A 24,336-nucleotide genomic window follows, 5' to 3' on the forward strand; every position below is an offset into this window, starting at 1 on the left:
TTTAAATCAGTAATACAGGCTGATTTAAAGCGATTAAGACCTGCTTCCCCAGCCTTAAAAACTCAAAAAAGACAAAAACAGGCATTTATATGAACATAAGTTTATTGACTTAACATATGAAAAGGATAAGTATGTAACAAAGGAACGGTGATTGAACTTTTGTTAAGCGCTCATTTTTACTGCAATCAGGCAATCGTCATGCCCTTAGCCCGGCTAGCGATTGAAGTATTGCGACAATAAAAATGAACAACTGAATAACCGTTTAATATGTTAAGAGGTGAAATATGTTACCGATTGCTATCGGCTGTGATGATGCTGCCATCGAGATGAAAAACCAACTTGTTGAGTTTTTAAAACAAAAAGGCATTGCCGTTATTGATTACAGCTGCGATCAGCATCCTGAACCCACGGTATACCCGGATATTGCCGTAGACGTTGCTCAAGCGATTAAAGCCGGCAAACATGAGCGTGGAATATTAATCTGCGGAACCGGGATTGGCATGAGTATCACAGCGAATAAAGTTCCGGGTATTCGCGCCGCTCAGTGTCATGATGCTTATTCAGCACAGCGCGCCAGAAAAAGTAATAATGCACAAATCATCTCTTTGGGTGCTCGCGTCATTGGCCTTGAGCTTGCCAAAAATATTGTTGAAAACTGGCTGGACTCTGAGTTCGACGGAAAAAGTTCAGGACCTAAAGTTGATAAAATCAGCTATTACGAACAAAAAATGCAGCAAAATTAATCTGATGCTGTGATTTCCGGCTCCCCGATATTCATCATGCGGAGCCGGACAACGGTTTATAGACGATTAAAGGAAATCCCTTATGAACCAACTCGATGCACTAAAGAAAGTCACAACGGTTGTCGCAGACAGTGGCGATCTCGAATCTATCCGCCGTTTTTCTCCAATTGATGCCACCACCAACCCCTCTTTGATTCTTAAAGCCTCAGAGCTACCACAATACGAATATCTGATCGAGGCAGCCATTAACGATGCAAAAAAACAAGGCGGCAGCAAAGATATCCAATTGATTAATACCAGCGATCGGCTTGCCGTTTATATTGGTGCTGAAATTGTTAAAAGTATTCCCGGTAGAATTTCAACTGAAGTTGATGCCCGTTTATCTTTCGATCGCGGTTTATGCGTTGCTAAAGCGCGCAAACTGATTTCGCTGTATGAAAAAGCAGGCATCGATAAGTCACGCATTTTAATTAAGCTGGCCGCCACCTGGGAAGGGATCCGCGCTGCTGAAGAGCTGGAAAGCGAAGGTATCAACTGTAATCTTACCTTGCTCTTCTCCTTTGCTCAGGCAAGAGCCTGTGCTGAAGCCGGCGTTTATCTGATTTCACCTTTTGTCGGTCGAATTTATGACTGGTATCAGGCAAAACAACCAACGGCAGATTATCAGGCGGATAACGACCCCGGAGTTATCTCCGTCAGGAATATTTATCACTACTACAAGCAGCACCGTTATCCAACAGTAATTATGGGAGCCAGCTTCCGCCGCACGGAACAAGTTCTGGCATTAGCGGGTTGCGACCGATTAACCATTTCTCCGGGCCTGTTAGAACAGCTACAAGAAAATAATCAGCCCGTAGAGCTTAAGCTCTCCCCCACCAATGATGTATTAAATCGCCCAAGCTTAATGACTGAAGCTGAATTTCGTTGGCAGCACACGCTGGACCCAATGGCAGTAGATAAACTGGCTGAAGGCTTGCGCCAGTTTGCAGCAGATCAGGAGAAATTGGAAACCATGCTGGCGGCACGACTTTAATTATCTTATTAACCAACTAACCTTCCAGAGTAAATAGACAAGTATCGCTGTTGTTCTATTTTACTCTGGATATCGTTTACCCCAATGGAGCTAACAATGTCCTCTCATCAACAACTAGCGAATGCTATTCGGGCCCTGAGTATGGATGCAGTACAAAAGGCTAATTCCGGTCATCCCGGAGCCCCGATGGGCATGGCTGATATCGCTGAAGTTCTGTGGCGCGATTTCTTAAACCATAACCCAACCAACCCAAACTGGGTCAACCGCGACCGTTTTGTACTGTCTAACGGTCATGGTTCCATGTTGATTTACAGCCTGTTGCATCTCACCGGTTATGATTTGTCCATTGAAGACCTGAAACAGTTCCGTCAGCTACATTCCCGCACGCCGGGCCATCCGGAATATGGGTATACGCTAGGCGTAGAAACCACCACCGGCCCGCTGGGTCAGGGCATTTGTAATGCCGTAGGTATGGCGATTGCCGAGCGTACGCTGGCAGCACAATTTAACCGCCCCGGCCACGATATTGTTGACCACTACACTTATACCTTTATGGGCGATGGCTGCATGATGGAAGGGATTTCTCATGAAGCCTGTTCACTGGCCGGTACCCTGAAGCTGGGTAAACTGATTGCCTTTTATGATGATAATGGTATTTCCATCGATGGTCATGTTGAAGACTGGTTTACCGATGATACAGCGATGCGCTTTGAATCTTACGGCTGGCAGGTTATTCGCGACATTGATGGCCACGATGCGGACGCTATTCGTCAGGCTGTGGAGCTGGCGCGTCAGGAAACCAACAAACCCTCTTTATTAATATGTAAAACGGTCATTGGTTTTGGCTCCCCACATAAAGCCGGTACGCACGATAGCCATGGCGCACCACTGGGTGAAGCGGAAGTTGCGGCAACGCGTCAGGCATTAGGCTGGCAACACCCGGCTTTTGTTATTCCACAAAATATTTATGCGCAATGGGATGCGAAAGCGATCGGTCAGGCCAAAGAACAGGCGTGGCAACAGCAGTTTGCTGATTATGCATCAACCCACCCTGAGTTAGCGGCAGAGTTTAAGCGTCGTGTTGAACATAAGTTCCCCGCAAACTGGGCAAATGAATCTCTGGCCTATATCGAACAACTTCAGGCTAATCCTGCCAATATCGCCAGTCGTAAAGCATCGCAGAATGCGCTGGAAGCCTTTGGTAAACTGTTGCCAGAATTTCTCGGCGGCTCTGCCGATCTGGCTCCAAGTAACCTGACTATGTGGTCCGGCTCTAAATCCATTGTTGACGATCTGGCGGGTAACTACATTCACTACGGCGTGCGTGAATTCGGCATGTCGGCCATAATGAATGGTTTGGCTCTGCACGGTGGTTTTATTCCTTACGGGGCAACCTTCCTGATGTTTATGGAGTACGCTCGTAACGCCATCCGTATGGCTGCCTTGATGAAAATCCGCAGTGTGTTTGTTTATACGCACGACTCGATTGGCTTAGGTGAAGATGGCCCGACTCACCAGCCGGTAGAACAAATGGCTAGCCTGCGCTTAACGCCAAATATGAATACCTGGCGTCCATGCGATCAGGTTGAATCAGCTATCGCGTGGAAAGCGGCCATCGAGCATTTGGATGGCCCAAGCGCGCTAATTTTCTCCCGTCAGAATCTGTTACAGCAGCCGCGTACGGCTGAACAACTGGCAAATGTAGCCCGTGGTGGCTATATACTGAAGAACTGCGTCGGCACTCCGGAATTAATTCTGATTGCTACCGGCTCAGAAGTGGGTCTGGCGGTGGAAACGGCAGATACGCTGAGCGCAGAAGGCCGTAAAGTTCGGGTGGTATCGATGCCTTGTACCGAAGTGTTTGACCGTCAGGATGCGGCTTACCGTGAATCCGTGCTGCCATCCGGCGTGAGTGCACGTGTGGCCGTGGAAGCGGGTATTGCGGACTTCTGGTTTAAGTATGTAGGCCTGAATGGGCGCATTATAGGTATGCGCAGCTTTGGTGAGTCGGCACCCGCTGAACAGCTGTTTGCCGAGTTTGGCTTTAGCGTTGAGAACATACTGAAGCATGCGTATGCCCTACTGAAATAAGGTTGCCGCTATGTCCCATACTAAATTTTTAGTATGGGACAGTTCTTGATGTATAGACACATTTAAGGATGAAGCAACAACCAGATAAAAGCCTCGATGATTGCTCATCGAGGCTTTTTATTATCAGTAAGATATGAATATCAGGATAAATCTATACGGTAAAAAGACTGTGCGTTTTGCCAGAAAAAGGCATCTCGTTGCTGCTGACTAAAGCCTGACAAAATTTCCGATATATTATTAACCAAGTCATGATAAGAAATTTGTAACCCGGCTACAGGGAAATTACTGGCAAACATACAGCGAGCAATACCAAACATTTCTACCGTCTCTAACACTACGCCGCGATTCCCTTCCACTGTCCAGGGTTGATCGCGTAGCCCCAACTCAGAGATCTTCACATAAACATTAGGGCAAGCCGCAAGCGCCTTCATCCCTTTGCGCCACAATGCTAACCCTTGTTCAGAACGATCCCACGGAAATCCCATATGGTTAAGCACAATGCGAGTATTCGGAAAAGCCCGGGCCACTTGCGCAGCTTCCTCTAAATGCCAAAAAGGAACACGTAAATCCCATGACAGCTGGTATTTTTCCAATAAAGCAAAACCCGTCAACCATTTCTCATCCTGCATACTGCCCGCTGCACCTTTTACCGTTTCCGCTTGCTCAGAGCAGGATGCGGTTACGGGTTTACTCCGAATACCGCGTAATAATGGAAACTGTTTATGCTGCGTTAAAATCTCTTCACAATTATCGTGATGAAACCAAACATGGGCCACTACGGCATTTGGAAATCCTGTTCGTTCTGCCTGTTCATGTACCCAGCGAGTTTCAGAAACCTCATGGTTATAATCATGGTCAGCTTCACAATGAACCGTCGCCAGTATGCGATGCCCGGCGCTATCCTTTGCGTAATCCTCCAGTAAATAGTTGCGAATCAATGAACGATAATCACCAAGAAACGTGTTGGGATCATAGTTTTTCAACCATGGATAGTGGTGCAAATCCAGATTCCACAAATGGTGGTGCGCATCGATTAGGGTAATACCTTCTGATTTTGTTTCTAACCCTAACTTTTCATGTATCGTTTTCATTTTTTTCCCTACTTGTTAGTCATTAAAGCATCGGGTTATGTTTACTCTGCTTCGGGAATAGCGTCAGGCTGGCGCTCGGTCTGTGAGCTTTTCACTTTTGGCGTAACCGACGCTAAAGCCAGACCACACAGGAATAACGCCCCGGCCATAATGGCAAAACCAGCCATCGTCGTTCCGGTTATATCGATAAACCAACCGACAATATATGGCCCAACAAAACCACCCAAATTACCAATACCGCCAATCAATCCCAGCGATAACGCCAGAATATCGGTACGTAAAATAAGTGGAGGTAAAGCAAAGAAAGCGCCATGAATATATAAACCGGCCGCCACGATACATAAGAAAATGAACTGAATAACCGGTGATGGAAAAAACTGCCCAATCAGTAAAGCAATCGCGGCAATTGTCAGGGGTAAAGCAGCGGATGTTTTACTCAAACCGCGCTTATCGGTACGAACAGCAATGGTTGCCATACCAATCAAACCAACAATATAAGGAATCGCTGTTAATACACCAACAACGCCCGGTGTCGAGTTAGAAATATTGGCAATCACCTGCGGTAGCCACATGGTAAAACCATAGAATCCGGCACAATAAAGAAACCATGCTCCAATTAAAATTAATACTTTAGGATTACGGAATACATCACGATAGCGAGCAGAATCCTGTGCCAACGTCTCTTTTTTCTGGGCTTCATCCAACGCTATCTGTTCAACAATATATTGACGCTCACCGGGTTTCATCCACCACACTTTACTCGGTGAATCTGAAACCATGACATACCAAACAATAGCCCAAATGATAGGAGGAAAACCTTCAATCACCAGTACGGTTCGCCAGCTAAAGTGTTCCAGTAGGAATCCCGTTAACGGAGCGGCCAAAATCGCAGAGATAGGAATACACAATAACCAGAATCCATTTGCTCTGGCTTTTTCACGCTGGGGAAACCACTTGAGTAACAAAACTAAGGTTGCCGGTTGCACCCCGCCTTCAAATACACCCAACACAAAACGTGCAACTAATAACTCATTGGTTGTTTGAACTAATCCTGTCCAAATCGCCGCCAATCCCCACAGAATCATTAAAATAAAAATTGTCTTCTTCGCACTCCAGCGCTCAGCCAGCAACGCCGCCGGGACTTGCAATATCAGATATCCCAGAAAAAAAATGCCAGAGGCCATCCCTTTAGTACTGTTGGTCAAGTGCAGGTCTTCACCGATATAGGGCAAGATAAAAGAGAGGTTGGTTCGATCGAGAAAAGCCAACATATACATAATACTAGCGACAGGAATAAATAATAACCAGCGCCGTCCAATACCTTGATAATGAGTCGTCATAGCAACACACCTTTTATTAAATAAATCAGTTGAACACTTTATTTTTTAATGTTGATCATATGTTCAGTTACTAATCAATTGATTGAAGTCTGATGCTATATTACACGCCGTGAAATGACTAATTTTGTTTAATAAATTGTGAATAACTTCAAATACAATTCTTTTTAAAAAAATTAATTAATTTAAATTCAATTTGTTAACAAAAACCACCTCTATTGAATATTTTTAATGAAGATAAAAATTAACCAATCAAATATTCAATATAAGATCTTTTGTATTAATGCCAAACAAGCACTCGATGAGTATATTGTTCAAAGGTAAGCGTACAGCGAAGACCGTATGGACTGAATGAACTACAGCACCATCGGTGCATCAATACGCGCATGCCTACTCCCGGTGACCTGTATCACTGAGAGTTCAAAAGAGAAGGAAAACCGCTACGCGTCAGAGTTGAAGAACAACTGACATTTAATTTGTTGTCAGAGAGAATAGACGCCGCATTATCAGGATTCGGCATTGCGTGCATACCGGAGGATATGGTTCAGGGCTTGATCAGATCTGGTGAGCTTATTCAGGTTCTTGAAGAATGGTGTACAAATTTTCCTGGCTATTACCTTTACTACCCCAGCAGAAAACAGCATCCCCTGCTTTTGCTCTCATGATTAATGCTTTGCGTTATTCTGAGTAAATGGCCTGTGAATTACGGCAAACCATAAAACATTAACGGATCAGGCTAACCGGTAAGGAAATGAACTAACATTCGCCAATAACATTACCGTTCTCAACACTGAGCAATTCACCCTCTATTGAACCATTAAACATCAAGTTTACGCCCCGTTAACCATTCAACCATGGCTGGATCACGATGAGAGAAGAAAGCACTGGTTGCGGTATCCATCGCACTGATTTTTAAAATCTCTTGATTGCTAAGTTCGAAGTCCCTTACATTAATATTTTCAGCCATGCGTTCTTTGCGTACCGATTTTGCCAGTGACACAATGCTCCGCTGGAAGAGCCAACGCAATATAACCTGCCCCACACTCTTACCATATTTTTTGCCAATAGCGGCTAATACCGGGTTCTGGAAGAGGCCATTCTTCCCCTCAGCAAAGGGTGCCCAGGCTTCCGGTTGGATATCACGACTTTGCATCCACGGTACCGCATGCAATTGCTGGTTAAATGGGTTCACTTCAATCTGGTTTACAGCGGGAACAATCCTGTTAAATGCGATCAAGTCAGCCAGACGGTCAGGGTGGAAATTACTGACACCAATTGCGCGAATTTTGCCAGCCTGATGCAATTCTTCCATCGCACGCCATGCGCCATGAACGTCGCCGTAGGGTTGATGAATCAGATACAGGTCGACATAATCCAACTGTAAACGATTCAAAGAGCGTTCAAACTGCGCTTTTGCACCTTCATAGTGGGTATCCTGCAACCACAATTTGGTGGTGATAAACAATTCATCTCGTGCAATACCGCTCTGTTTAAGCGCATTGCCTACCTGAGTTTCATTCTGGTAGGAAGCCGCGGTATCAATTAGGCGATAGCCGGTTTCAATGGCATCAATAACGGCGCGTTCGCATTCTGCGGCATCTGTCATCTGAAAGACACCAAAGCCTGACAGAGGCATTTCAACACCGTTATTCAGTTTTACTGTTTGCATAACATCACCCTCAAAGCATTGTGTTTAAGAAGCATAACGCAAAATTATTTATTCGATTAGAGCCCCTAATTCGCTAGGGTTAATGAGCAGGATTCATAAATAAAATGATGAATCCTGCTTTTGGTATTGATGCTATTGAAGATTCTTATCTTTCAGAAAATTGCTAACCAGATCGGCAATCTGGACATTGTTCAGATCGGAGAACGGAAAATGGGTATTACCTTTAATGCCCATCTCAGGTAAATGAATAACCGTAACATCACCACCGTATTTATTCACCACATCGCGCCATTCACGAGCCATTGCCAGACGAACTCGCCAACTATCCTGCGCAGGCATGGTGGTTGGTTTATCCGGAATGTTATCGCCGTAAAAAATCACAATTGGAATTTTGGTTAATGCCATAAATTGATTCAAAGGTACCGGCTCACCTTGCAGAGTATCGAATGCGCTGGGCATTGGTGCAGGCAATTCATTTTCCGGGAAGACAAAGCTGCTGCCGGGCTCAAAGGCAATAATCGCCTTCACCTTGCTGTTTTTCATCGCCGTATACCAACCCGGGCCACCGCCCTGAGAATGGGTAAACAGGATAGCCGGGCCTGATTTATCAATAACCGCCGACATAGCATCGGATATGACGTTGATATCAAAAGGCCCGGTATTTGGAGTCATCTGGCGAAAATACTGATTCAGTGCGTCTTTATCATGAGAGAACTGAACGCCTGCAAAATAGTCAGGCCAGACACCAACACGAAACTGATTGAACCACATCTGCTCATCCGGTTTTGGTGTGATAGTTCCTTCAACCGTACTGCGGCCTGCACTACCCCGACGAGGTTGATCCACCAGATAAGTTGAGAACCCACGGCGCAGGAAAATGTTCTGAAATCCTTCACGACCATCCGGCGTTCTTTCCCAGGTACGGGAAAATTGCCCGGCACCGTGCAGCATAACCAATGGATATTTATGAGGATTTGGTGGAATTTGATAAAACACGGAAGCGTGATCGCCATGATAAGTCTGACCGGCGGAATCCAGCGGGTTTTTAGCCTCAAACTTTCCGGGGGTGGTAATGACAGTTCCACCGGCAGAAAAGCTTCCCTGTTCCTGAATAATCAATGGTTCTGCGTTAACCGACTGGGCTATAAGGCCACTCGTCATTATGCAAAACGCCAGTGTTTTTAAAAGTGTCTTCAAGGCTATCTCCTCTGTGTCGGTTTTACTGTAATACTACCTGAATTATTCAGGTTGATTATTTAGCCACCACGAATAGCCTTATTTATCTGATTCATTAATCATTGACACGTCGATAGCGTTCAATTAAATATCAATAAGTTAAATAAAATATAGAAAACAAACCCTAGCACCGTCAGGTAAACATATCCCCACTTTTACATTCCACTTGCAAACTTTTGCGATCTTCCCCGACATTTCCAAATATCCCCTCCCTGCTCCATTGACCCTTTCTCTGTACAAATATACCTTGTGGTGATTACCCGTAAATTTGCGGGTAATTAAAAAAGCGAAACCCCGCAGTGCGCTAACACTAACGGGGTCTCTGACCACAACGTTACTGGAGGTAACATCATGGCTGTCGTGAAGCATACCCAAACTCGCTCCAATTTTATATATCACCCGGGATCCATTTTCAGATCCGGATCGAAAAAACGATCCCCTGTTTCAGCAAGTTGCCTGACAATTTGGGGGGATTATCATGCTTAATCTTATCGACTCAACCCCCGGCGATCCGCTGGAGCTGGCGGAGCAGTGCCTTGCTTTGGCTACTGTGGTACTCAAAATCAATGAGGCAGCGGTAAAGGAGTCATTGCAGTTTATTCTGCATGAGAAGATGGAAGCGCTGTTTCAGGCGCTTGATAACGCAGAGAGTTCAGTCTGATTATCAGCCAGGTAGCCTATCGGGTAATTCAATATTGTCATCCGAAACGCGTTAATCAAAGACCGACCTTTGCAGGCAATGCTCTGTAAAGGTCGGTTCAGTGGAATAACCATTGAAATTGAAAACTCTCCGGAAGGAAATAGTCTGAACAGAGCAACAGGCTATTTACCGCGATAATAACAATCACTCCAGCTTAAAGATCTTCGTCTGCTGATCCATCAGCGTCAGTAGCGTTGGCATTCGATGCTTGCCGTGCATAGTGCCAACCGCTTCCGCCACGCGCTCTAATGGCAAACCCACCGCGGTAACATACAGAGGCTTACTGCTTTTGCCACGAAAAACCTCCGCGACATATTTGGTATTTTCATTGAATGCTTTCTTTGCCACACCAATTACCGGCACCTGCCGATCGATATATTGATACAGATAGTCTCCCAGACCGGATTTTCCGTGATTGTCCAGACAGACATAGCCATCCACAATAATGGCGGATAATGTCGATAAATCGACCTGTTTAAGCAGCTCAGTGATACAGGGAAGTTCGCGTATATAGAACTCTCCGGACTGATAAGGCGCAACATCATGTTTATAAGCCACTAAGATTTCCGCAGGAGAATCTGCCTGCCAGTTATCGAACAAAACCCCAACCGTTTTTGCTGAATTATCAATATAATAAACGTCAATAGCCAAAAGCATTACTGTCTAATATTCCTTTATTGATGGCGCCAGATAAATTCTTCCGCTGAGTAAGCGCTAACCCTACTCAATACCCTATTTCACAATTTTAACCAGACTATCATTTTTTAGTCCGTAAGCATTCGCCTCTTCCACATCAACGTGTATCTCTAATGCGGAAGTTTCCGTCGCCCGCACCACTACCCGCTGCATAATACCGGCTCGCTCGCCGTCAATTTGCACGCTGACTTCCTGACCATCAGTAAGGCCATACTGTACGGCCATATCACAAGGGATATGAATATGCCGCCACGCCACAATCACGCCGCCTGATTTACTCACACTGCCTTCAGGGCCAATAATCTCAATCGGACAGGAGTCAGCAAGGTCGCCGGACATTTTTATTGGCGCATCCACCCCCAGCACAAAGCTATCCGCCACCGAAATCTCAATTTGCGTTTCGTTACGCAGCGGGCCAAGAATGCGCACATGGTGAAGCGCTTTTTTCGGCCCTTTAAGGGTGACCGTCTCTTCGGCGGCAAACTGTCCGGGCTGTTTTACCGCTTTCATACGGGTTAACGATGAACCGGTGCCAAACAGCGTATCCATATCTTCGCGGGACAAATGGACATGCCGGTTCGAGATACCTACCGGCACCATCAGCACTGCCGGGCTATCACTGTCGGCCGCAGGTACAGCAGGTGTATTCTGGTTTTTCTGCTCAGCCACTATTGGCTGAGGGATCGGCTGGGTTGGTGAATTTATCTCATTCATATTTAAAAGCTCGGCTTAATAACATGATGGGGGTCGGGTAGGTTTATTGAAATACCACTATTTTATTTCCCGGTTTGAGCTAACGATCGCAATTACCGCGCTCCACAGTAAATTTCACTATAAGGGTCGCGTTGATGACATGTCCTGTCAGGTGATGGGAGTTTTTGAGCTGTCTCTCATTTCAGCGCAAAAAAATGCCCCGGCATATTGCCAGGGCATCGGTATTCGCTCACAAAAACAACCGAGTTATCTCTTCGAAGCCTGCCCGAAGTTATATTTAAACCCTAGCGTAAAGGCAGCATCACTGTATCCACTGTCGCCTACCTGAACGCCAACATTGCCCCACAGGTTAAAGTTAGGGTTTATCTGGCCTTCCACACCCAGTTTAAGTTCGCCGATGTTATCGGTACCAGCCTGTTTGATGCGTTCATTGCCCATTTCGGTACTGAATTTTTTGGTGTTGTGTATCCAGTTAGCCTCGATAAATGGCTCAAATTCACGCCCTTTTCCTTCATCAGACTGATGATGTCCTTTAACAAAAGTACGAACCCCTAAGCGCGTCTGGATATTACCGTCACCGTCGCTGTGAATCCGGGTGCCGTTTGCTTCTTTGAATGAATCGGCTTTAACCCCCATCCAGACGATTTGTGCCTGAGGTTGCACAAACCATTCATTGGTTTCGTCTTTGCTGTCTTTATATTCACCGGTTTTAAAGGTATAGCCGGTTTCGATAGAGGCAGTCACCCCTTTAGACTTATAGGATTCCGTCGCCAGTTGATGCCCTTTCACTTCATTATCAAACCAGCTGTATAAGGCCCAGGTATCAACATAGGCGCCGGTGTTCTCACCTTTATTCTGCTGCCAGGTGGCGTAACCACCCAGGCTGTAGCCATCCACTGAGCTATCCGCACCGTAGTGAGTAACGGCTGAACGGGTATTACTGTGACTGTTAGCGTAAGCGCCCATCACCCCAAGATGCCAGCGATCCTGTCCATCAGTACTCCACTGAGCCACATCACCACCAATATGTAATATATAGCGATTGGTTTGTGTTCTTAACTGGCCGCTGCTGTCTCTTGAGCGGGTATGACCACCCACATTATGCATCCACATACTGGTGACTTTTTCTTCACCCGTTAGCGCATCGGTATAGTAGGTTTCCCCTAAACGATCGTGCAGACGGTGAACAAACAACATATTGGAGGCAGCGATATTATGGATATAACCACCGGCTTCCGGTCTGATGGTTGGTTCAGGTTCAGGGGCCGGCTCTTCAGGCGTCGGCGTTGGGCTTGGCTGATAGTTGGTCAGATACCAGTTTTTCTCATCAGCCCCTTTTTCGCTATTGCCACGGTTCAGGAAATAATCATAACCACCGGCAGTAATACGGCCGCCCTGCTGGAAGTCGCCATCGGATTGGCCCGTAACCTGAATCAGTTCAATCCCTTTTTCGGTATAGGCCCCCATACCGCCAACATTGGTTACATAGACTTTGGTTTCCCCTGAGGTATCACCCGTTACCGTCATATGGTCAGTAACAGAGTTATCATCACCAACAACCGTATTAAAATGCAGTGCGCCACCGCCCTGATAGTTACCATTCACTACCAGTTGATTACCCACCAGTGACGGGTCGCTGTTATTGGCTCGGCCCACATAGACATTTCCCTGATTATTGAGGTTAGTATCAATATTCAGCGTAGATAAAGCAGGTGGATTGGTATGATACAGGCTTCCCACCATCATGTTAGCGCCCGATGTTACGGTGGTCTCGCCAAGATAACCGGTAGCAGAAAGCAAAGCCCCCTGCTCAACCACGATCTGACCGCCCAGCGAGTTAGTTGAATCAAGATTACCGCTGGAAACGGTGGTCAAACCGCTATAGCCGCTGCTGTCTCCGCTAAGGGCTAACTGAGCGGTTCCTGATTTGGTGATAGTACCTGAACCGGCAAACTGACCGGCAAAGTAACTATCATTGTTTTGATTGATTGTCAGATTTGCAGGCGTGACATCAACCACACCACCGGCACCCGACAGTGATGACATAATCAGATCATGATTATTCAGATTTAACAGACCACCGTTAACAATATAGGTGGTGTTATCAACGAATGCCCCGGCAGAATTTGCCCGAAGTTCACCGGCTTCTACGCGAGTTCCCCCCGTGTAATTATTCTCACCGGAGAAAATAACGGTTCCTTCACCGGTCTTAACCAGTCCACCGTCACCTACCAGATTACCGTTTAACAGCATGCGTTTATCGGCGGTATCCGCTTCCAGAAACGACTCAGACAGCACATTCATATTAACTGAGGTCGTTAGCTTATCGTCGCAATACTCACATGAATTAACCCGCAGCGTTCCACCATTCAGGTTAAAGTTATAATCACCGGCACCGGCGACAATCCCATCTTTAGTTGGCGATAAATTGCTGTCAGAGATAGAAATGGTACCACCCGCGTTAAGATTAACCGTTGCAGAAGAACCCGCATCACTGGCCAGGAATAACCCGGACGTTTTCTCAGGAAAGCCAAATGCATCCGCATAGGCTTTGCCTTCGAAATAAACTTCCGCACCGTCTTCAACGGTTAAAATGGCGGTTCCCACGCCCTTAATGTCGGCAGCAAAATCGATACTTGAAACACCTCCGCCAGCACTCGAAGCCAGAGCCAGTACGCTTTGAATAGCTAATTTACTCTCTGCACCGGTAACATTAATATTTACCGTGGATAATTTTTCACCGCTATTGATGACGTCATTGTATTTTGCAAATGAGGCGATCATACGACCGGTAGTCAGTGAGCCACCGTCAGAAATATTAATATTAGCATCGCCGAAATAGCCTAAATAGGCATCGCCATTGACAACATAATCTTCAACATAAGGACTCGACTCAAAAACCTTATTGATCAGGGAAAGCTTGCTGTTTGCACCACTGATGTTAACGGTACCGGTATTCACTGCGTTTCCGGTTCCCACCCACATCACGCCACCAGAAACACCTCCTGGCGTACCTGAAACCGGGCCCACATTGACACTGGCACCCTCAAGAATATTGAGTGTGCCAGTAACCGTTTTATCCCGCACCGTATGTCTGTCATATACCGTGGTATCGCCGATCCTCAACACTGAGGTATCAATATGCCCAATACCTGAACCAATCAGATTCAAAACACCGACCGTGTCTTCGGTTCGCGGTTGCGTATTGCTGACAAACCCTACATAAAAACGAGTAGTCTCACCGGTGTGTGTAGCATTATCTTTGATTGTCAGTGCACCGTTGCCGCCGTTATAGCCAATGGAAAACATATTGTTGTAACTGGCGGAACCTTGCAGAATTAACTCACCGCGATTTCCATCGTCGCCGCCAATAACATTACCCTTATTTTCCCAGTCCCACAGACCGCTACTGGCAGTACCAGATTCATTGTAATAAGGAGGGGCGGCATTAACTGAAAAGCCAATTGAAGGGGTGGCTACTGCACTGATAAGAAGAAAATACTTACTATAAACAGACATAGTGACATCCATTTCAAATACGTTATAAGTCCATTTAATTAAAGCGTTGCTAAAAACCCAAAAATGACCATCAACAACAGTTAATCAAACACGCAATTACAAGCAATTACAAGCAATTATGTTGTAAATAAAAAACAAAAAATAGTTATATAATCAATGAACATTCTATATAAAAATATAATGTTTTCAATAGCAACTCTTTTAAAATGAAATTTTATTTGTTTTAATTAATAAAAACAATTAGTTAAATCAATTGTTATTATAAAGTTAATGCGTATTAAAAATTAATAACCTTTACCATACCAGATTAATATCAAGATAATATAGTTAACTGGAAAACTATTTTAATACAACTTACTTTTATAACATAAAGAATAACCACAAATAATTAAGGCTTATTCAAAAATGAATATTAATCAAACAGTATATGCGTGTTAAAATTAACTTAAAATCAGTTAATGATTAGACTGAAAAGGCTTTATATAGGTAAACTCTGCTGTATTAATGAAATAATACCTAATTTAAGGTAGGGGAGATTATTCAACCGCCCCCCCTTTTACTTCCATCAGTATTACGCAGATATCCTGTTAATTTTTCTTTCTTGCCGCTTCATAAGCCGCCAGAGTTTGGTTCCGCGCCAGTTTGTGATCAACTATCGGACGCGGATAATCAATGGTTCGCTGCGCCTTATCTGCCCATATCCATGGCGTATGTATCGCTGTTGTCGGAACATCCGTCAATTCAGGCAGCCATTGACGGATAAACACCCCCTGTTTATCAAACCGTTCCCCCTGAGTAGTGGGATTAAAGATACGAAAATAGGGTGCCGCATCGGTGCCGGTAGATGCTGCCCACTGCCAGCCGCCGTTATTTGCCGCCAGATCGCCATCAATAAGTTGAGACATGAAATAGCGTTCACCTTGCCGCCAGTCGATCAACAGATCCTTTACCAAAAAACTGGCGACAATCATTCGTAATCGGTTATGCATCCAGCCGGTTTGATTCAATTGACGCATCGCCGCATCAACGATGGGATAACCGGTCTTTCCCTGCTGCCAGGCCGTCAGCGCAGCGCTATCGTTATTCCACTGCACGTTATCGGTCCAGTCGATAAAAGGACGGTGTTTACATAAGTTTGGATGGTAAGTTATCAGATGACGGTAAAACTCACGCCAGATCAGTTCACTCAGCCAGACTGCCCCGGTTTTTCCTTCCAGTGCATCGGGGTGAGCTTTCAATAAAGCGTGCAGACACTGGCGCGGCGACAGTGCCCCCAGCGCCAGACTGGCAGAAAGTCGACTGGTGCCATCAACAGCAGGAAAGTCGCGCTGCGTGTCGTAACTCGCCACATCGTATTGGCAAAAATGCCGCAACCGGACCTGTGCACTGTTCTCATCGGCAGCAAACCAAGTGGTATCAAACGATTGCTGCGGGTAATTTAGCTCAATGGGTGCTAACTTGCCGGTCAGCGCACCGGCCGGACGCACCTTGGGTGGATTCACGCATTCCGGTAGATCTTCACCCAATCGGCGTAAAAAGGCATTTTTAAACGGTGTGAATACCTTATACATGTCATGATTGCCGGTCATCACACTACCCGGTGCCAGCATCACACTATCATCAAAGCCCTGACAGGTAACATCAGTCAGCGCCTGCTCCACAGCAACATCACGCTGACGCTCGTTAAATTCATACTGATAGTTATAAAACAGCGATGTGACATTATGGGTTTCACACACTTCGCGTAACACCTCTATGCTGGCGGTGAAGTCATCCACCTGCTTAACCAGAAGAGGAATTCCCCTCTCCGCCAGTGCCTGTTGTAGGGCATTAAGCTGACTTTGTAAAAATGCCGCCTGACGAGGTGCCATATCATGTTGCTGCCATTGCTTTAGCGGGGCAATAAACAGTGCCAGTACCTCCGTGTCGTCGGAACGACAGGCGGCAGCCAAAGCCAGATTATCATGCACACGCAAATCTGCGCGAAACCACATCAAATGAGAAGCCATATTTATCCAGAATTAATGTCCGTAACGTAAGCGCAATGCTTCCGGCCAGGGATCAAAGTAGCGCTGTCCTGCCAGATAAGCATCCGGAAATTCAGACATATAGTGTTTGAGTAAGGTCACCGGTGCAAGTAACGGTTGAGTCCCCTGACGATAGCGTTCAATCAACATGGTCAGTTCATGGCGCTGGCGTGGGTTAAGATGAGGTCGAAAATAGCCCTGAACATGCATCAGAACGTTAGTGTGATTGCGCCGGGTGGCCTGATGTGAAAGAAGGTTCATCAACCGCAGGCGGTATTCTGCAAAATAATCCTCCAGCTGTGGCCACTCATGCATTGCCGCCACAAAACGACCCAGCTCCCGATAATCGGGTTGAGAATGTGCCAGTAACAGCAACTTGTAACGGCTGTGATACGCCATGAGCGCACCGCGAGTCAGCCCCTGCTGATGGAGCTGGTTCAGTTCATGCAGGGCATAAATACGCTCCACAAAATTTTCCCGAATGTGCGGATCCTGTAGTCGACCATCCTCTTCCACCGGTAGCCACGGCATGGCTTTCATCAGTATATCGGTATAGATGCCACGACCTGCCTTGCGGTTATTGTTTTCATCCGGTTCATAAACCCGCACGCGCTCCATACCGCAGCTTGGCGATTTGGCGCAAACGATGTAGCCACACAGATGGGAGAGTTGAGCCACGCGCTGCTGTGAAAATTCACGCATAGCAATGGTTAAGTCTCCTTGCCGCTTATCGCTGTAGCGCAGAGTTATCTCGCCATTATCTTGTTTAACCAGTCGCAACGCCGGACGCGGTACTGACAGGCCGATGGCCATTTCCGGGCAAACCGGCTCAAACTGAACCCAGGGACTCAGCTCCTCTACCGCAAACGCAAGTCGCTTATGTCCGCCGTCGAAACGAACATTTTCCCCTAACAGACAGGCGCTGATACCAACAGGGATTTTCTCACTCATAGCAGCTCCTTAATGATTATTACATTAAGGGTAGCTAAAAAAGTGAAACCCCGCAGGGAGTTAACACCTGCGGGGTTCGGGTTATACTGTGATTAACGCTATTTGATAGCCTTTAACTTAAAACAAATCTCGATTAACCGACCATCAGCGTTTTGGGTTCAAGGTATGTCTGTATCCCCCACTTACCCATTTCGCGCCCCAGTCCGGACTGCTTAAATCCGCCAAATGGGGCTTTCGGTTCATGGGCCAGAGTATTAACCAGCACCCGCCCCGCATCAATATGCCTTGCTACCTCGACACCCCGGGCACGATCGCCGCTGAGCACCAGGGCACTGAGGCCATAAGCGGTGTCGTTTGCAATAGCAATCGCGTCGGCCTCGTTTTCATAAGGAATAACCATCAGAACCGGCCCAAAAATCTCTTCTTGTGCAATACGCATCTGATTGTTACCCAGGAAAATTGTCGGTTTTACATACCAGCCTTGGGTGTACCCTTCCGGACGACCTTCGCCACCAGCCAGCAGTATTGCCCCTTCTGACAACCCCAAACGGATATAATCCTGTACACGTTTCCACTGCCTGTTACTGACCATTGGGCCTATTTCTGTATCCGGATCGCGGGGATTTCCCGACTGTATTTTATTTACCGCGACGGTAATCATTTGACGGAACTCTTCCAGCCGACTGTGCGGAACTAAAATCCGTGTTCCTGCAATACAAGCCTGCCCGCTATTGATAAAGCCTGCCTGCAATGCCAATGGTATCGCCTGCGTCAGGTCTGCATCCTCCAGTATCAGCGTTGGAGATTTCCCGCCCAATTCCAGAGTAATACGCTTCAGTGATTGTGCCCCACGCTCAACAATATGTTTACCTACTGCGGTAGAACCGGTAAATGAAATCTTAGCAATATCAGGATGATGATTAATAACATCACCAACCACCTCTCCGCGTCCGGTAATAATATTGAATACGCCGGCAGGAACTTGTGCCTCATGCAGCGCTTCCATTACGATTTGTGTCTGAATCGCACTCATTTCGCTGGGCTTGATGACGGCGGTGCAACCTGCGGCCATCGCCGTTGCTAACTTATTACAGATAAAGCCCGCATCACTGTTCCACGGTGTAATCAATCCGGCAACGCCGACGGGCGTCATAATGATCTGAGCCTCTCCTGCCTGTTCTATAAACTCAAAATTCTCCAGCGCCTCAATGGCCTGCGCGATGACATCTGCCGGATATTTAGCCATCCAGCGAGATCGGGATTGTGGAGCGCCATATTCTGTAATAATCGCCTCAAGTAGCTCCTCTTCTCTGGCCGCAACCGAAGAGTACATCCGCTGCAACACAGTGATACGTTCTGCCTTTGAGGTTTTAGACCACTTGCCAAACGCGGCTTTAGCAGCAGAAATGGCTCGCTGTGCATCAACATCGTTAGCCAAACGTACTTTACCAATGACCTCCTCCGTTGCCGGATTGTACAGTTCAAAATACTCATCACCGTCCGGCGTCACGAATTCACCATTGATATAAATCTTGTCGAGATAATGCATAGCAGCCTCCAAAAACTAATGATGTTCAAATTATAGGAAAGCATGACTAAAAGGATAAGCGGGTCTATTCTGGATGGACTGTACCGAAAATCAGGACAATTCATTATGCATCGTACTGGCCTTACTGAACTGGAAGTGGTTTTGGCTGTAGCACATAAACAGAGCTTCCGTGCAGCAGCCAGAGAGTTAGGAATGTCAGCAACTGCCGTCAGTAATGCCGTAGCCGGGCTGGAAAACCGCCTGAAAGTACGTTTATTTAACCGCTCAACTCGCAGTGTGGCATTAACGGATGAAGGGCGGCGTTATGTCGAACGAATTGCCCCAGCATTAGCGGAGATCCAGCGGGCATCAGAGGAAATAGCAAGTGAACCGGGTGTACCGAGAGGAACCCTACGGATTAATGCCCCTAACGAATGCGCTACGTTATTATTTGAACCTCTGATCCGGGAATATATACAACGCTACCCCCAGATGCGTCTGGAAATGACCAGTGAACCACGCATGGTCGACATCGTGGCGGAGGGATTTGATGCCGGTATCCGCCTTGCGGAATCCGTTCCGCTGGATATGATCGCCGTTCCCCTGACCAGTCAGGCCAGAATGTTAATTGTCGCTACCCCTGACTACCTTGCCCGACATGGAAAACCACAATCGCCGGACGATTTACGACATCACCACCTCATCGGTATGCGCATGTCTCATGGTGGTATTTACCATTGGGAGCTTCAGCAAAATCAGCAAAAATTTTCAGTCACTGTTCCCCCCAGAATAATCCTGAATGAAATGCGAGCCATTCATTTGGCGGCCCTGAGTGGCATTGGACTTGCCTTTATTTCTGACTGGTTCATCAATAAAGATCTGGCCACCGGCACGCTGGTTAGTGTGATGGATGAATGGTGCCCTTATTTTGGCGGATTACAACTTTACTACCTCGGTCGGCGTCTTGTTCCTGCGGGGCTAAGAGCATTTATCGATTTGGCAAAAGAAATTCAGCGGCGGTAAAACCATTAAGCTTATGATGACTCCGCATCGTGATAGTACCTTGATAAAAAAACACCACGCCGGTTAAGCGTGGTGTTTGATTGAAAAGTATATTCGATGAATTGATATATTGTTAAAACAACCAACCACTAAAAACTATACTTAATCCCAATGGTTGCCTGAGTATCACTATAGCCTTTATCACCAATCTGCTGAGCAACGTTGCCCCACAGATTCAGGTTTTTGTTTAAGTGCCCTTCAACACCCACCTTCAACTCACCGATATTGCGGGTACCGGCCTGATAGTCAGAGGTATCGTTCATGGTGACGCCAAAGTTTTTACTGTTGTACAGCCAGTTAGCTTCCACAAACGGCTGGAATACCCGACCGGTGTTATCGTCCAGTGCGCTGTGCCCCTGAGCATAAGCCCGTAAGCCTAAGCGGGTGGATAAGTTATCGCCATTGCCGGTGACTTTGGTGCCGTTGGTTTCATAATGCTTATCCGCATACACCCCCATCCAGGTCAGCTGCGCTTTAGGCTGTAACCAGTAGCTGGCACGCTCAGCTTCACCCAGTTTAAAGCTGTAACCGGTTTCCACCGAGGCTAACCAGCCTTTTGAGTCATACTTCTCTTCCGCCAGACCATCGCCCTTCACGCTGTTATCAAACCAGGCGTACTGAACCCAGCTATCAACATACAGTCCGGACTTATCAGCCTGATTGGCGTACCAAGTACCGTATAAACCCAGCGCATAACCATCTACCCGACTTTTTGCCCGGTAAGCGGTGTATTTGGCATCCGTATTACCACTGGCATAGCCGTAACCTGCCATAACACCTAAATGCAGACGGTCGAGACCATCGCTGCTCCATTGAGCAATATCACCACCGATTTGCACCACATAGCGGTTGGTTTGGGTTTTGCTTTGGCTCGACTGAGTTTTGCTACGGTTATGCCCTCCTTCCTGACGCAGCCACAGGCTGGTGACTTTGTTTTCACCGGTTAAGACGTCGGTATACTGCGTTTCACCTAAACGATCGTGCAGGCGAGTGGTAAACATGGCGTTTGCTGCTGCCAGGTTGGCAATATAGGCACCGGTTTCAGGGCGAATCACTCTGATGTTCTCACCGCCCTCTTCAGGTTCCGGAGTCGGTGTTGGCTCAGGCGTCGGCTCTGGGGTTGGTTCAGGCTCAGGTGTGGGTTCCGGGGTCGGATCGGGTGGCTGTGGTGAAAGGGTATTGGTCAAATACCAGTTCTTACCCAATTTAGCCACATGATATTCATGGGCGCCTGCCACTACCCGGTGGCCAGACGCTAACTGAAAGACGCCGTCTGACTCACCGGCAACGTTAATCACTTCAATACCATTGATTGTATATGCACCGCTGCCGTTGTAGTTATTAACGTACAGATCGGTAACGCCAGAGGTGTTACCCTCTACCATCATTTTATCAGTTTCAGAATCATCACCGCCTAGCGCAGTGTTAATAGTCAGGGAACCGCCACCAATATAATCGCCCTCAACCTTTAGGGTTTTAAACGAACCGTTATTATCCGGAGACAAGATATTGACGCGCCCTTGCTGCGCTAAAGAAAGACTGGTTACGCTGGAGTTTCCGGTCATGTTCCAGACCGCCTGATTAGAAATATCCAGATTAACAGTACCGCTATTGTCCCAGGTATAGCTGGATGCTGTCAGATATGAGTGTTGATTATTTAACGTCATCTGAAGCACACCATTATCATAAGCGCCAATATCACCCACGACCCGAACCGTACCAGTCCCGGTGCTATTTACGTCAATCTGGCTTCCCACCCCCTGATCATCCACGCCACTGGAATAAAGTGACCAGTAGATGTCACTATTATCATTGATAAACAGACCTTTTTTTACATCGACTTTACCGCCAGCGTCCGCCTCTATTCCGGAGATAAAGTCAGCCTGCGTATCGGCCAGTGAAATAGACAAATCGTCATTAAATACCGCCTTAGTCGGCCGACCATACACACCACCATGGAGATACATTCCCCTCGCAGTATCTATGCCATTCTTCACTGAAATACTGGTTTTGCCATTAAATTGCGCCTGACTCTCTGATATATATAACGCCGTATTATAATAACCACCGTTACTGGTTATGGAGAAATCTGTATTAGCCTTAAACTCGGTATCTTTAATCAGAGAAACGGTTCGCAACCAGTAGGGTTGGGGTTCTAGTGGCGCTAAATCTCCAACTATTTCAGGAATGAGTCCTTGGGGCGTAAGGTTTTCGCCATAAACCGTCACGCCACGATGACTGTTAAAGGTGACATCCGTTCCCACCAGACTCAGTGCCTGACCATTACTATTCAGTCGATAAGTATCATCCTCGCCACCCCGGGCGATTGATTCAATTAGCGTATGCCCCGTAAACTCGAGCGTATTTCGAATACCATCATAAATGCCTAACGCATAGGCATGGTTTCCAACATGGATCCCACCCCGGCTTCTAAAAATAAGGGTATCGGCTTCAAATTTCGCCGAATTAATCGCATCATAAGAGGCGTAGTTTCCCATCCGTAATGCATAGCCATCAGACTCAATTAAAATTTGTTCGGCATTAATATCGACATTGCTTCCGCCGTATACTCTCAACCCTATCTGGTTCTCAAGCATGCCACTCTCAGGATTACCATCAATTCTGACAGTAAAGTTTTTCCCGTTAAGGTTAAACTCACTCTTATTAATATTTAAGCCCGTCCGACGTCCACCTGTTCCAAGATTACTATCCATGCTGACAGTAAAATCTTCGCCATTAAACGTAAAGTCACTATCATAAGCACTGATACCCGTTCGGCTCTCACTGCTATAAGGATTAGGCGTAGGGTTACCATTAATACTGACGGTAAGATTTTTTCCATTAAAATTGAATGCGCTATCATTAATATTGATACCCGTGCGGGTCTCACTGTTATAAAGATTAGGAGCAGGGACACCATCAATATTGACGGTAAGATTTTCCCCATCAAAATTGAATGCACTATCATTAAGATAGATACCAGTCCGATTGGTAGACTTGCCAGATACCGGTACATAAACGGTCAAATTGATTTTATTATCACCGTCGCTTTTAAAATCGAATATCCCACCGGCACGACCATACATTCCATAACTACTAAATGAGTTAGTACTGGTCGCATGATTACTGACAACAACGTTACCGCCAGTAAACGTCATTGTTCCGCTTAAATTGCCTCTTTTATAAGCGTGCAGTGCTGAATAATAGTCTGCCGAATTATAGTTATAACCTTTTATCGTTAAGGTGTTACCCTCGCTGATATCGATATTCACTGCCCCATTAAGCGTACTGATAACCGATCTTTGATTATTATAAGTTCCGGTATATCCACTGGCATCGAGCGTCACATCACCATGACTAACGGTGTGATTACCAGAATCAATTTGATTAATCCAGGTAGTATAAGTTTCATCAGTCAATTCTCTTGCTTCAGCCATTAAGGGAACACCCAAAAGGCTACTCCCTAATACTACCGGCATCACTTTTTTCCATGGTTTTTTCATTATGTTATAACTCTCCATTTTGATATTTTCGCCATCCTTAATCTCTGTATGGCATTCCCCAACAGGAACGAAAAATATACTTTTTATTTAATTGCTCGTTACTACCACTAGTTAAAAATGGGGAATAGCTAACCATGCAAATGATAAAATTGGTTTTATATTTATTTTTCCGAATATAATTAAGTCTGATTAAATTTAGCTAGTACTAACCTCCTGAGTAATAAACTCATTACTCAAACTCCTTTGGGCTTCTTTTACTACGACTTCATCAGCTTTTTTATAAGCCTGATAAATATAGTTTTCCTGAAATGTCTTCTGGCAATGACCACACAAATAGCGCTGATAGCCTGAAGGTGCCGTACCGTGCTTTTTAATCGCATTTGAGTGGGAGCAATATCGACAATAAATCCTTCTTTTGAACATCGTGTTTCTCCAT

The 24,336-nt window shown here is 46.1% G+C and carries 17 protein-coding genes and 1 pseudogene; 6 read left to right on the top strand and 12 right to left on the bottom strand.

The genetic code is table 11. The features are described 5' to 3' along the window. Positions 1–284 precede the first annotated feature (284 nt). The 3 genes from rpiB (at position 285) to tkt (ending at position 3,867) form a co-directional block, all read left to right on the top strand. Positions 285–743 (top strand): ribose 5-phosphate isomerase B, encoded by a 459-nt coding sequence (gene rpiB, locus EKN56_RS14755; protein WP_130592482.1) that lies wholly within the window; start codon positions 285–287, stop codon positions 741–743. 82 nt (positions 744–825) lie between these two features. Then, complete coding sequence (tal, locus tag EKN56_RS14760; RefSeq protein WP_130592483.1) at positions 826–1,776, top strand: transaldolase; 951 nt, start codon at positions 826–828, stop codon at positions 1,774–1,776. A 96-nt stretch (positions 1,777–1,872) separates the two neighbouring features. Further along, complete coding sequence (tkt, locus tag EKN56_RS14765; protein WP_130592484.1) at positions 1,873–3,867, top strand: transketolase; 1,995 nt, start codon at positions 1,873–1,875, stop codon at positions 3,865–3,867. 140 nt (positions 3,868–4,007) lie between these two features. Here the strand turns inward: tkt and EKN56_RS14770 are convergent, their stop codons facing one another. Further along, positions 4,008–4,958, bottom strand: a complete 951-nt coding sequence (locus tag EKN56_RS14770) for an amidohydrolase family protein (protein ID WP_130592485.1) — start codon at positions 4,956–4,958, stop codon at positions 4,008–4,010. A 41-nt stretch (positions 4,959–4,999) separates the two neighbouring features. Beyond that, positions 5,000–6,298, bottom strand: a complete 1,299-nt coding sequence (locus tag EKN56_RS14775; RefSeq protein WP_130592486.1) for an MFS transporter — start codon at positions 6,296–6,298, stop codon at positions 5,000–5,002. Between the two features lie 347 nt (positions 6,299–6,645). Between EKN56_RS14775 and EKN56_RS14780 the strand changes: the two are divergent. Further along, a pseudogene (locus EKN56_RS14780) lies at positions 6,646–6,986 on the top strand (LysR substrate-binding domain-containing protein); the annotation flags it as partial. A 126-nt stretch (positions 6,987–7,112) separates the two neighbouring features. Here EKN56_RS14780 and EKN56_RS14785 read toward each other — a convergent pair. After that, on the bottom strand, positions 7,113–7,964 hold the full coding sequence (locus EKN56_RS14785) for an aldo/keto reductase (RefSeq protein ID WP_130592487.1): 852 nt from the start codon (positions 7,962–7,964) through the stop codon (positions 7,113–7,115). Positions 7,965–8,096: 132 nt separating this feature from the next. Next, complete coding sequence (locus EKN56_RS14790; protein ID WP_130592488.1) at positions 8,097–9,161, bottom strand: alpha/beta hydrolase; 1,065 nt, start codon at positions 9,159–9,161, stop codon at positions 8,097–8,099. Positions 9,162–9,678: 517 nt separating this feature from the next. Between EKN56_RS14790 and EKN56_RS14795 the strand changes: the two genes are divergently transcribed. Further along, the gene (locus EKN56_RS14795; protein WP_130592489.1) at positions 9,679–9,861 is read left to right on the top strand and encodes a hypothetical protein; all 183 of its coding nucleotides are present in this window, start codon (positions 9,679–9,681) and stop codon (positions 9,859–9,861) included. Between the two features lie 183 nt (positions 9,862–10,044). On the opposite strand, the gene EKN56_RS14800 is transcribed toward EKN56_RS14795, so the two are convergent. From EKN56_RS14800 to EKN56_RS14825, 6 genes are all read right to left on the bottom strand, one after another. Next, positions 10,045–10,557 (bottom strand): endonuclease V, encoded by a 513-nt coding sequence (locus tag EKN56_RS14800; protein WP_130592490.1) that lies wholly within the window; start codon positions 10,555–10,557, stop codon positions 10,045–10,047. 75 nt (positions 10,558–10,632) lie between these two features. Next, positions 10,633–11,310 carry a phosphate propanoyltransferase gene (pduL, locus tag EKN56_RS14805; RefSeq protein WP_130592491.1) on the bottom strand — a complete coding sequence of 226 codons (678 nt, stop codon included), beginning with the start codon at positions 11,308–11,310 and terminating at the stop codon, positions 10,633–10,635. 246 nt (positions 11,311–11,556) lie between these two features. Beyond that, a complete protein-coding gene (locus EKN56_RS14810; RefSeq protein WP_130592492.1) occupies positions 11,557–14,829 on the bottom strand; it encodes an autotransporter outer membrane beta-barrel domain-containing protein in 3,273 nt (1,090 codons plus the stop codon). 587 nt (positions 14,830–15,416) lie between these two features. Beyond that, positions 15,417–16,838 (bottom strand): deoxyribodipyrimidine photo-lyase, encoded by a 1,422-nt coding sequence (gene phrB / locus EKN56_RS14815; protein WP_130592493.1) that lies wholly within the window; start codon positions 16,836–16,838, stop codon positions 15,417–15,419. Between the two features lie 12 nt (positions 16,839–16,850). Beyond that, positions 16,851–17,807: a YbgA family protein gene (locus EKN56_RS14820; protein WP_130592494.1), complete on the bottom strand. Its 957-nt coding sequence runs from the start codon at positions 17,805–17,807 to the stop codon at positions 16,851–16,853. A gap of 133 nt (positions 17,808–17,940) precedes the next feature. Further along, positions 17,941–19,356 carry an aldehyde dehydrogenase family protein gene (locus tag EKN56_RS14825; protein ID WP_130592495.1) on the bottom strand — a complete coding sequence of 472 codons (1,416 nt, stop codon included), beginning with the start codon at positions 19,354–19,356 and terminating at the stop codon, positions 17,941–17,943. Between the two features lie 105 nt (positions 19,357–19,461). Here EKN56_RS14825 and EKN56_RS14830 point away from each other — a divergent pair, with 105 nt between their 5' ends. Then, the gene (locus EKN56_RS14830; RefSeq protein ID WP_130593725.1) at positions 19,462–20,358 is read left to right on the top strand and encodes a LysR family transcriptional regulator; all 897 of its coding nucleotides are present in this window, start codon (positions 19,462–19,464) and stop codon (positions 20,356–20,358) included. Between the two features lie 128 nt (positions 20,359–20,486). Here the strand turns inward: EKN56_RS14830 and EKN56_RS14835 are convergent, their stop codons facing one another. Both EKN56_RS14835 and EKN56_RS14840 read right to left on the bottom strand, forming a co-directional pair. Further along, on the bottom strand, positions 20,487–23,900 hold the full coding sequence (locus EKN56_RS14835) for an autotransporter outer membrane beta-barrel domain-containing protein (RefSeq protein WP_168189660.1): 3,414 nt from the start codon (positions 23,898–23,900) through the stop codon (positions 20,487–20,489). A gap of 195 nt (positions 23,901–24,095) precedes the next feature. After that, positions 24,096–24,323, bottom strand: coding sequence for an IS1 family transposase (locus EKN56_RS14840; protein ID WP_130592497.1), 228 nt, complete (start codon positions 24,321–24,323; stop codon positions 24,096–24,098). Positions 24,324–24,336: the final 13 nt, after the last annotated feature.

This window comes from Limnobaculum zhutongyuii (assembly GCF_004295645.1).
Taxonomy (GTDB): Bacteria; Pseudomonadota; Gammaproteobacteria; order Enterobacterales; family Enterobacteriaceae; genus Limnobaculum; species Limnobaculum zhutongyuii.

Coding starts and splice junctions, on each gene's coding strand:
- rpiB (WP_130592482.1), top strand. CDS start 285: ATGTTACCGATTGCTATCGGCTGTGATGATGCTGCCATCGAGATGAAA.
- tal (WP_130592483.1), top strand. CDS start 826: ATGAACCAACTCGATGCACTAAAGAAAGTCACAACGGTTGTCGCAGAC.
- tkt (WP_130592484.1), top strand. CDS start 1,873: ATGTCCTCTCATCAACAACTAGCGAATGCTATTCGGGCCCTGAGTATG.
- EKN56_RS14770 (WP_130592485.1), bottom strand. CDS start 4,958: ATGAAAACGATACATGAAAAGTTAGGGTTAGAAACAAAATCAGAAGGT.
- EKN56_RS14775 (WP_130592486.1), bottom strand. CDS start 6,298: ATGACGACTCATTATCAAGGTATTGGACGGCGCTGGTTATTATTTATT.
- EKN56_RS14785 (WP_130592487.1), bottom strand. CDS start 7,964: ATGCAAACAGTAAAACTGAATAACGGTGTTGAAATGCCTCTGTCAGGC.
- EKN56_RS14795 (WP_130592489.1), top strand. CDS start 9,679: ATGCTTAATCTTATCGACTCAACCCCCGGCGATCCGCTGGAGCTGGCG.
- EKN56_RS14800 (WP_130592490.1), bottom strand. CDS start 10,557: ATGCTTTTGGCTATTGACGTTTATTATATTGATAATTCAGCAAAAACG.
- pduL (WP_130592491.1), bottom strand. CDS start 11,310: ATGAATGAGATAAATTCACCAACCCAGCCGATCCCTCAGCCAATAGTG.
- EKN56_RS14810 (WP_130592492.1), bottom strand. CDS start 14,829: ATGTCTGTTTATAGTAAGTATTTTCTTCTTATCAGTGCAGTAGCCACC.
- phrB (WP_130592493.1), bottom strand. CDS start 16,838: ATGGCTTCTCATTTGATGTGGTTTCGCGCAGATTTGCGTGTGCATGAT.
- EKN56_RS14820 (WP_130592494.1), bottom strand. CDS start 17,807: ATGAGTGAGAAAATCCCTGTTGGTATCAGCGCCTGTCTGTTAGGGGAA.
- EKN56_RS14825 (WP_130592495.1), bottom strand. CDS start 19,356: ATGCATTATCTCGACAAGATTTATATCAATGGTGAATTCGTGACGCCG.
- EKN56_RS14830 (WP_130593725.1), top strand. CDS start 19,462: ATGCATCGTACTGGCCTTACTGAACTGGAAGTGGTTTTGGCTGTAGCA.
- EKN56_RS14835 (WP_168189660.1), bottom strand. CDS start 23,900: ATGAAAAAACCATGGAAAAAAGTGATGCCGGTAGTATTAGGGAGTAGC.
- EKN56_RS14840 (WP_130592497.1), bottom strand. CDS start 24,323: ATGTTCAAAAGAAGGATTTATTGTCGATATTGCTCCCACTCAAATGCG.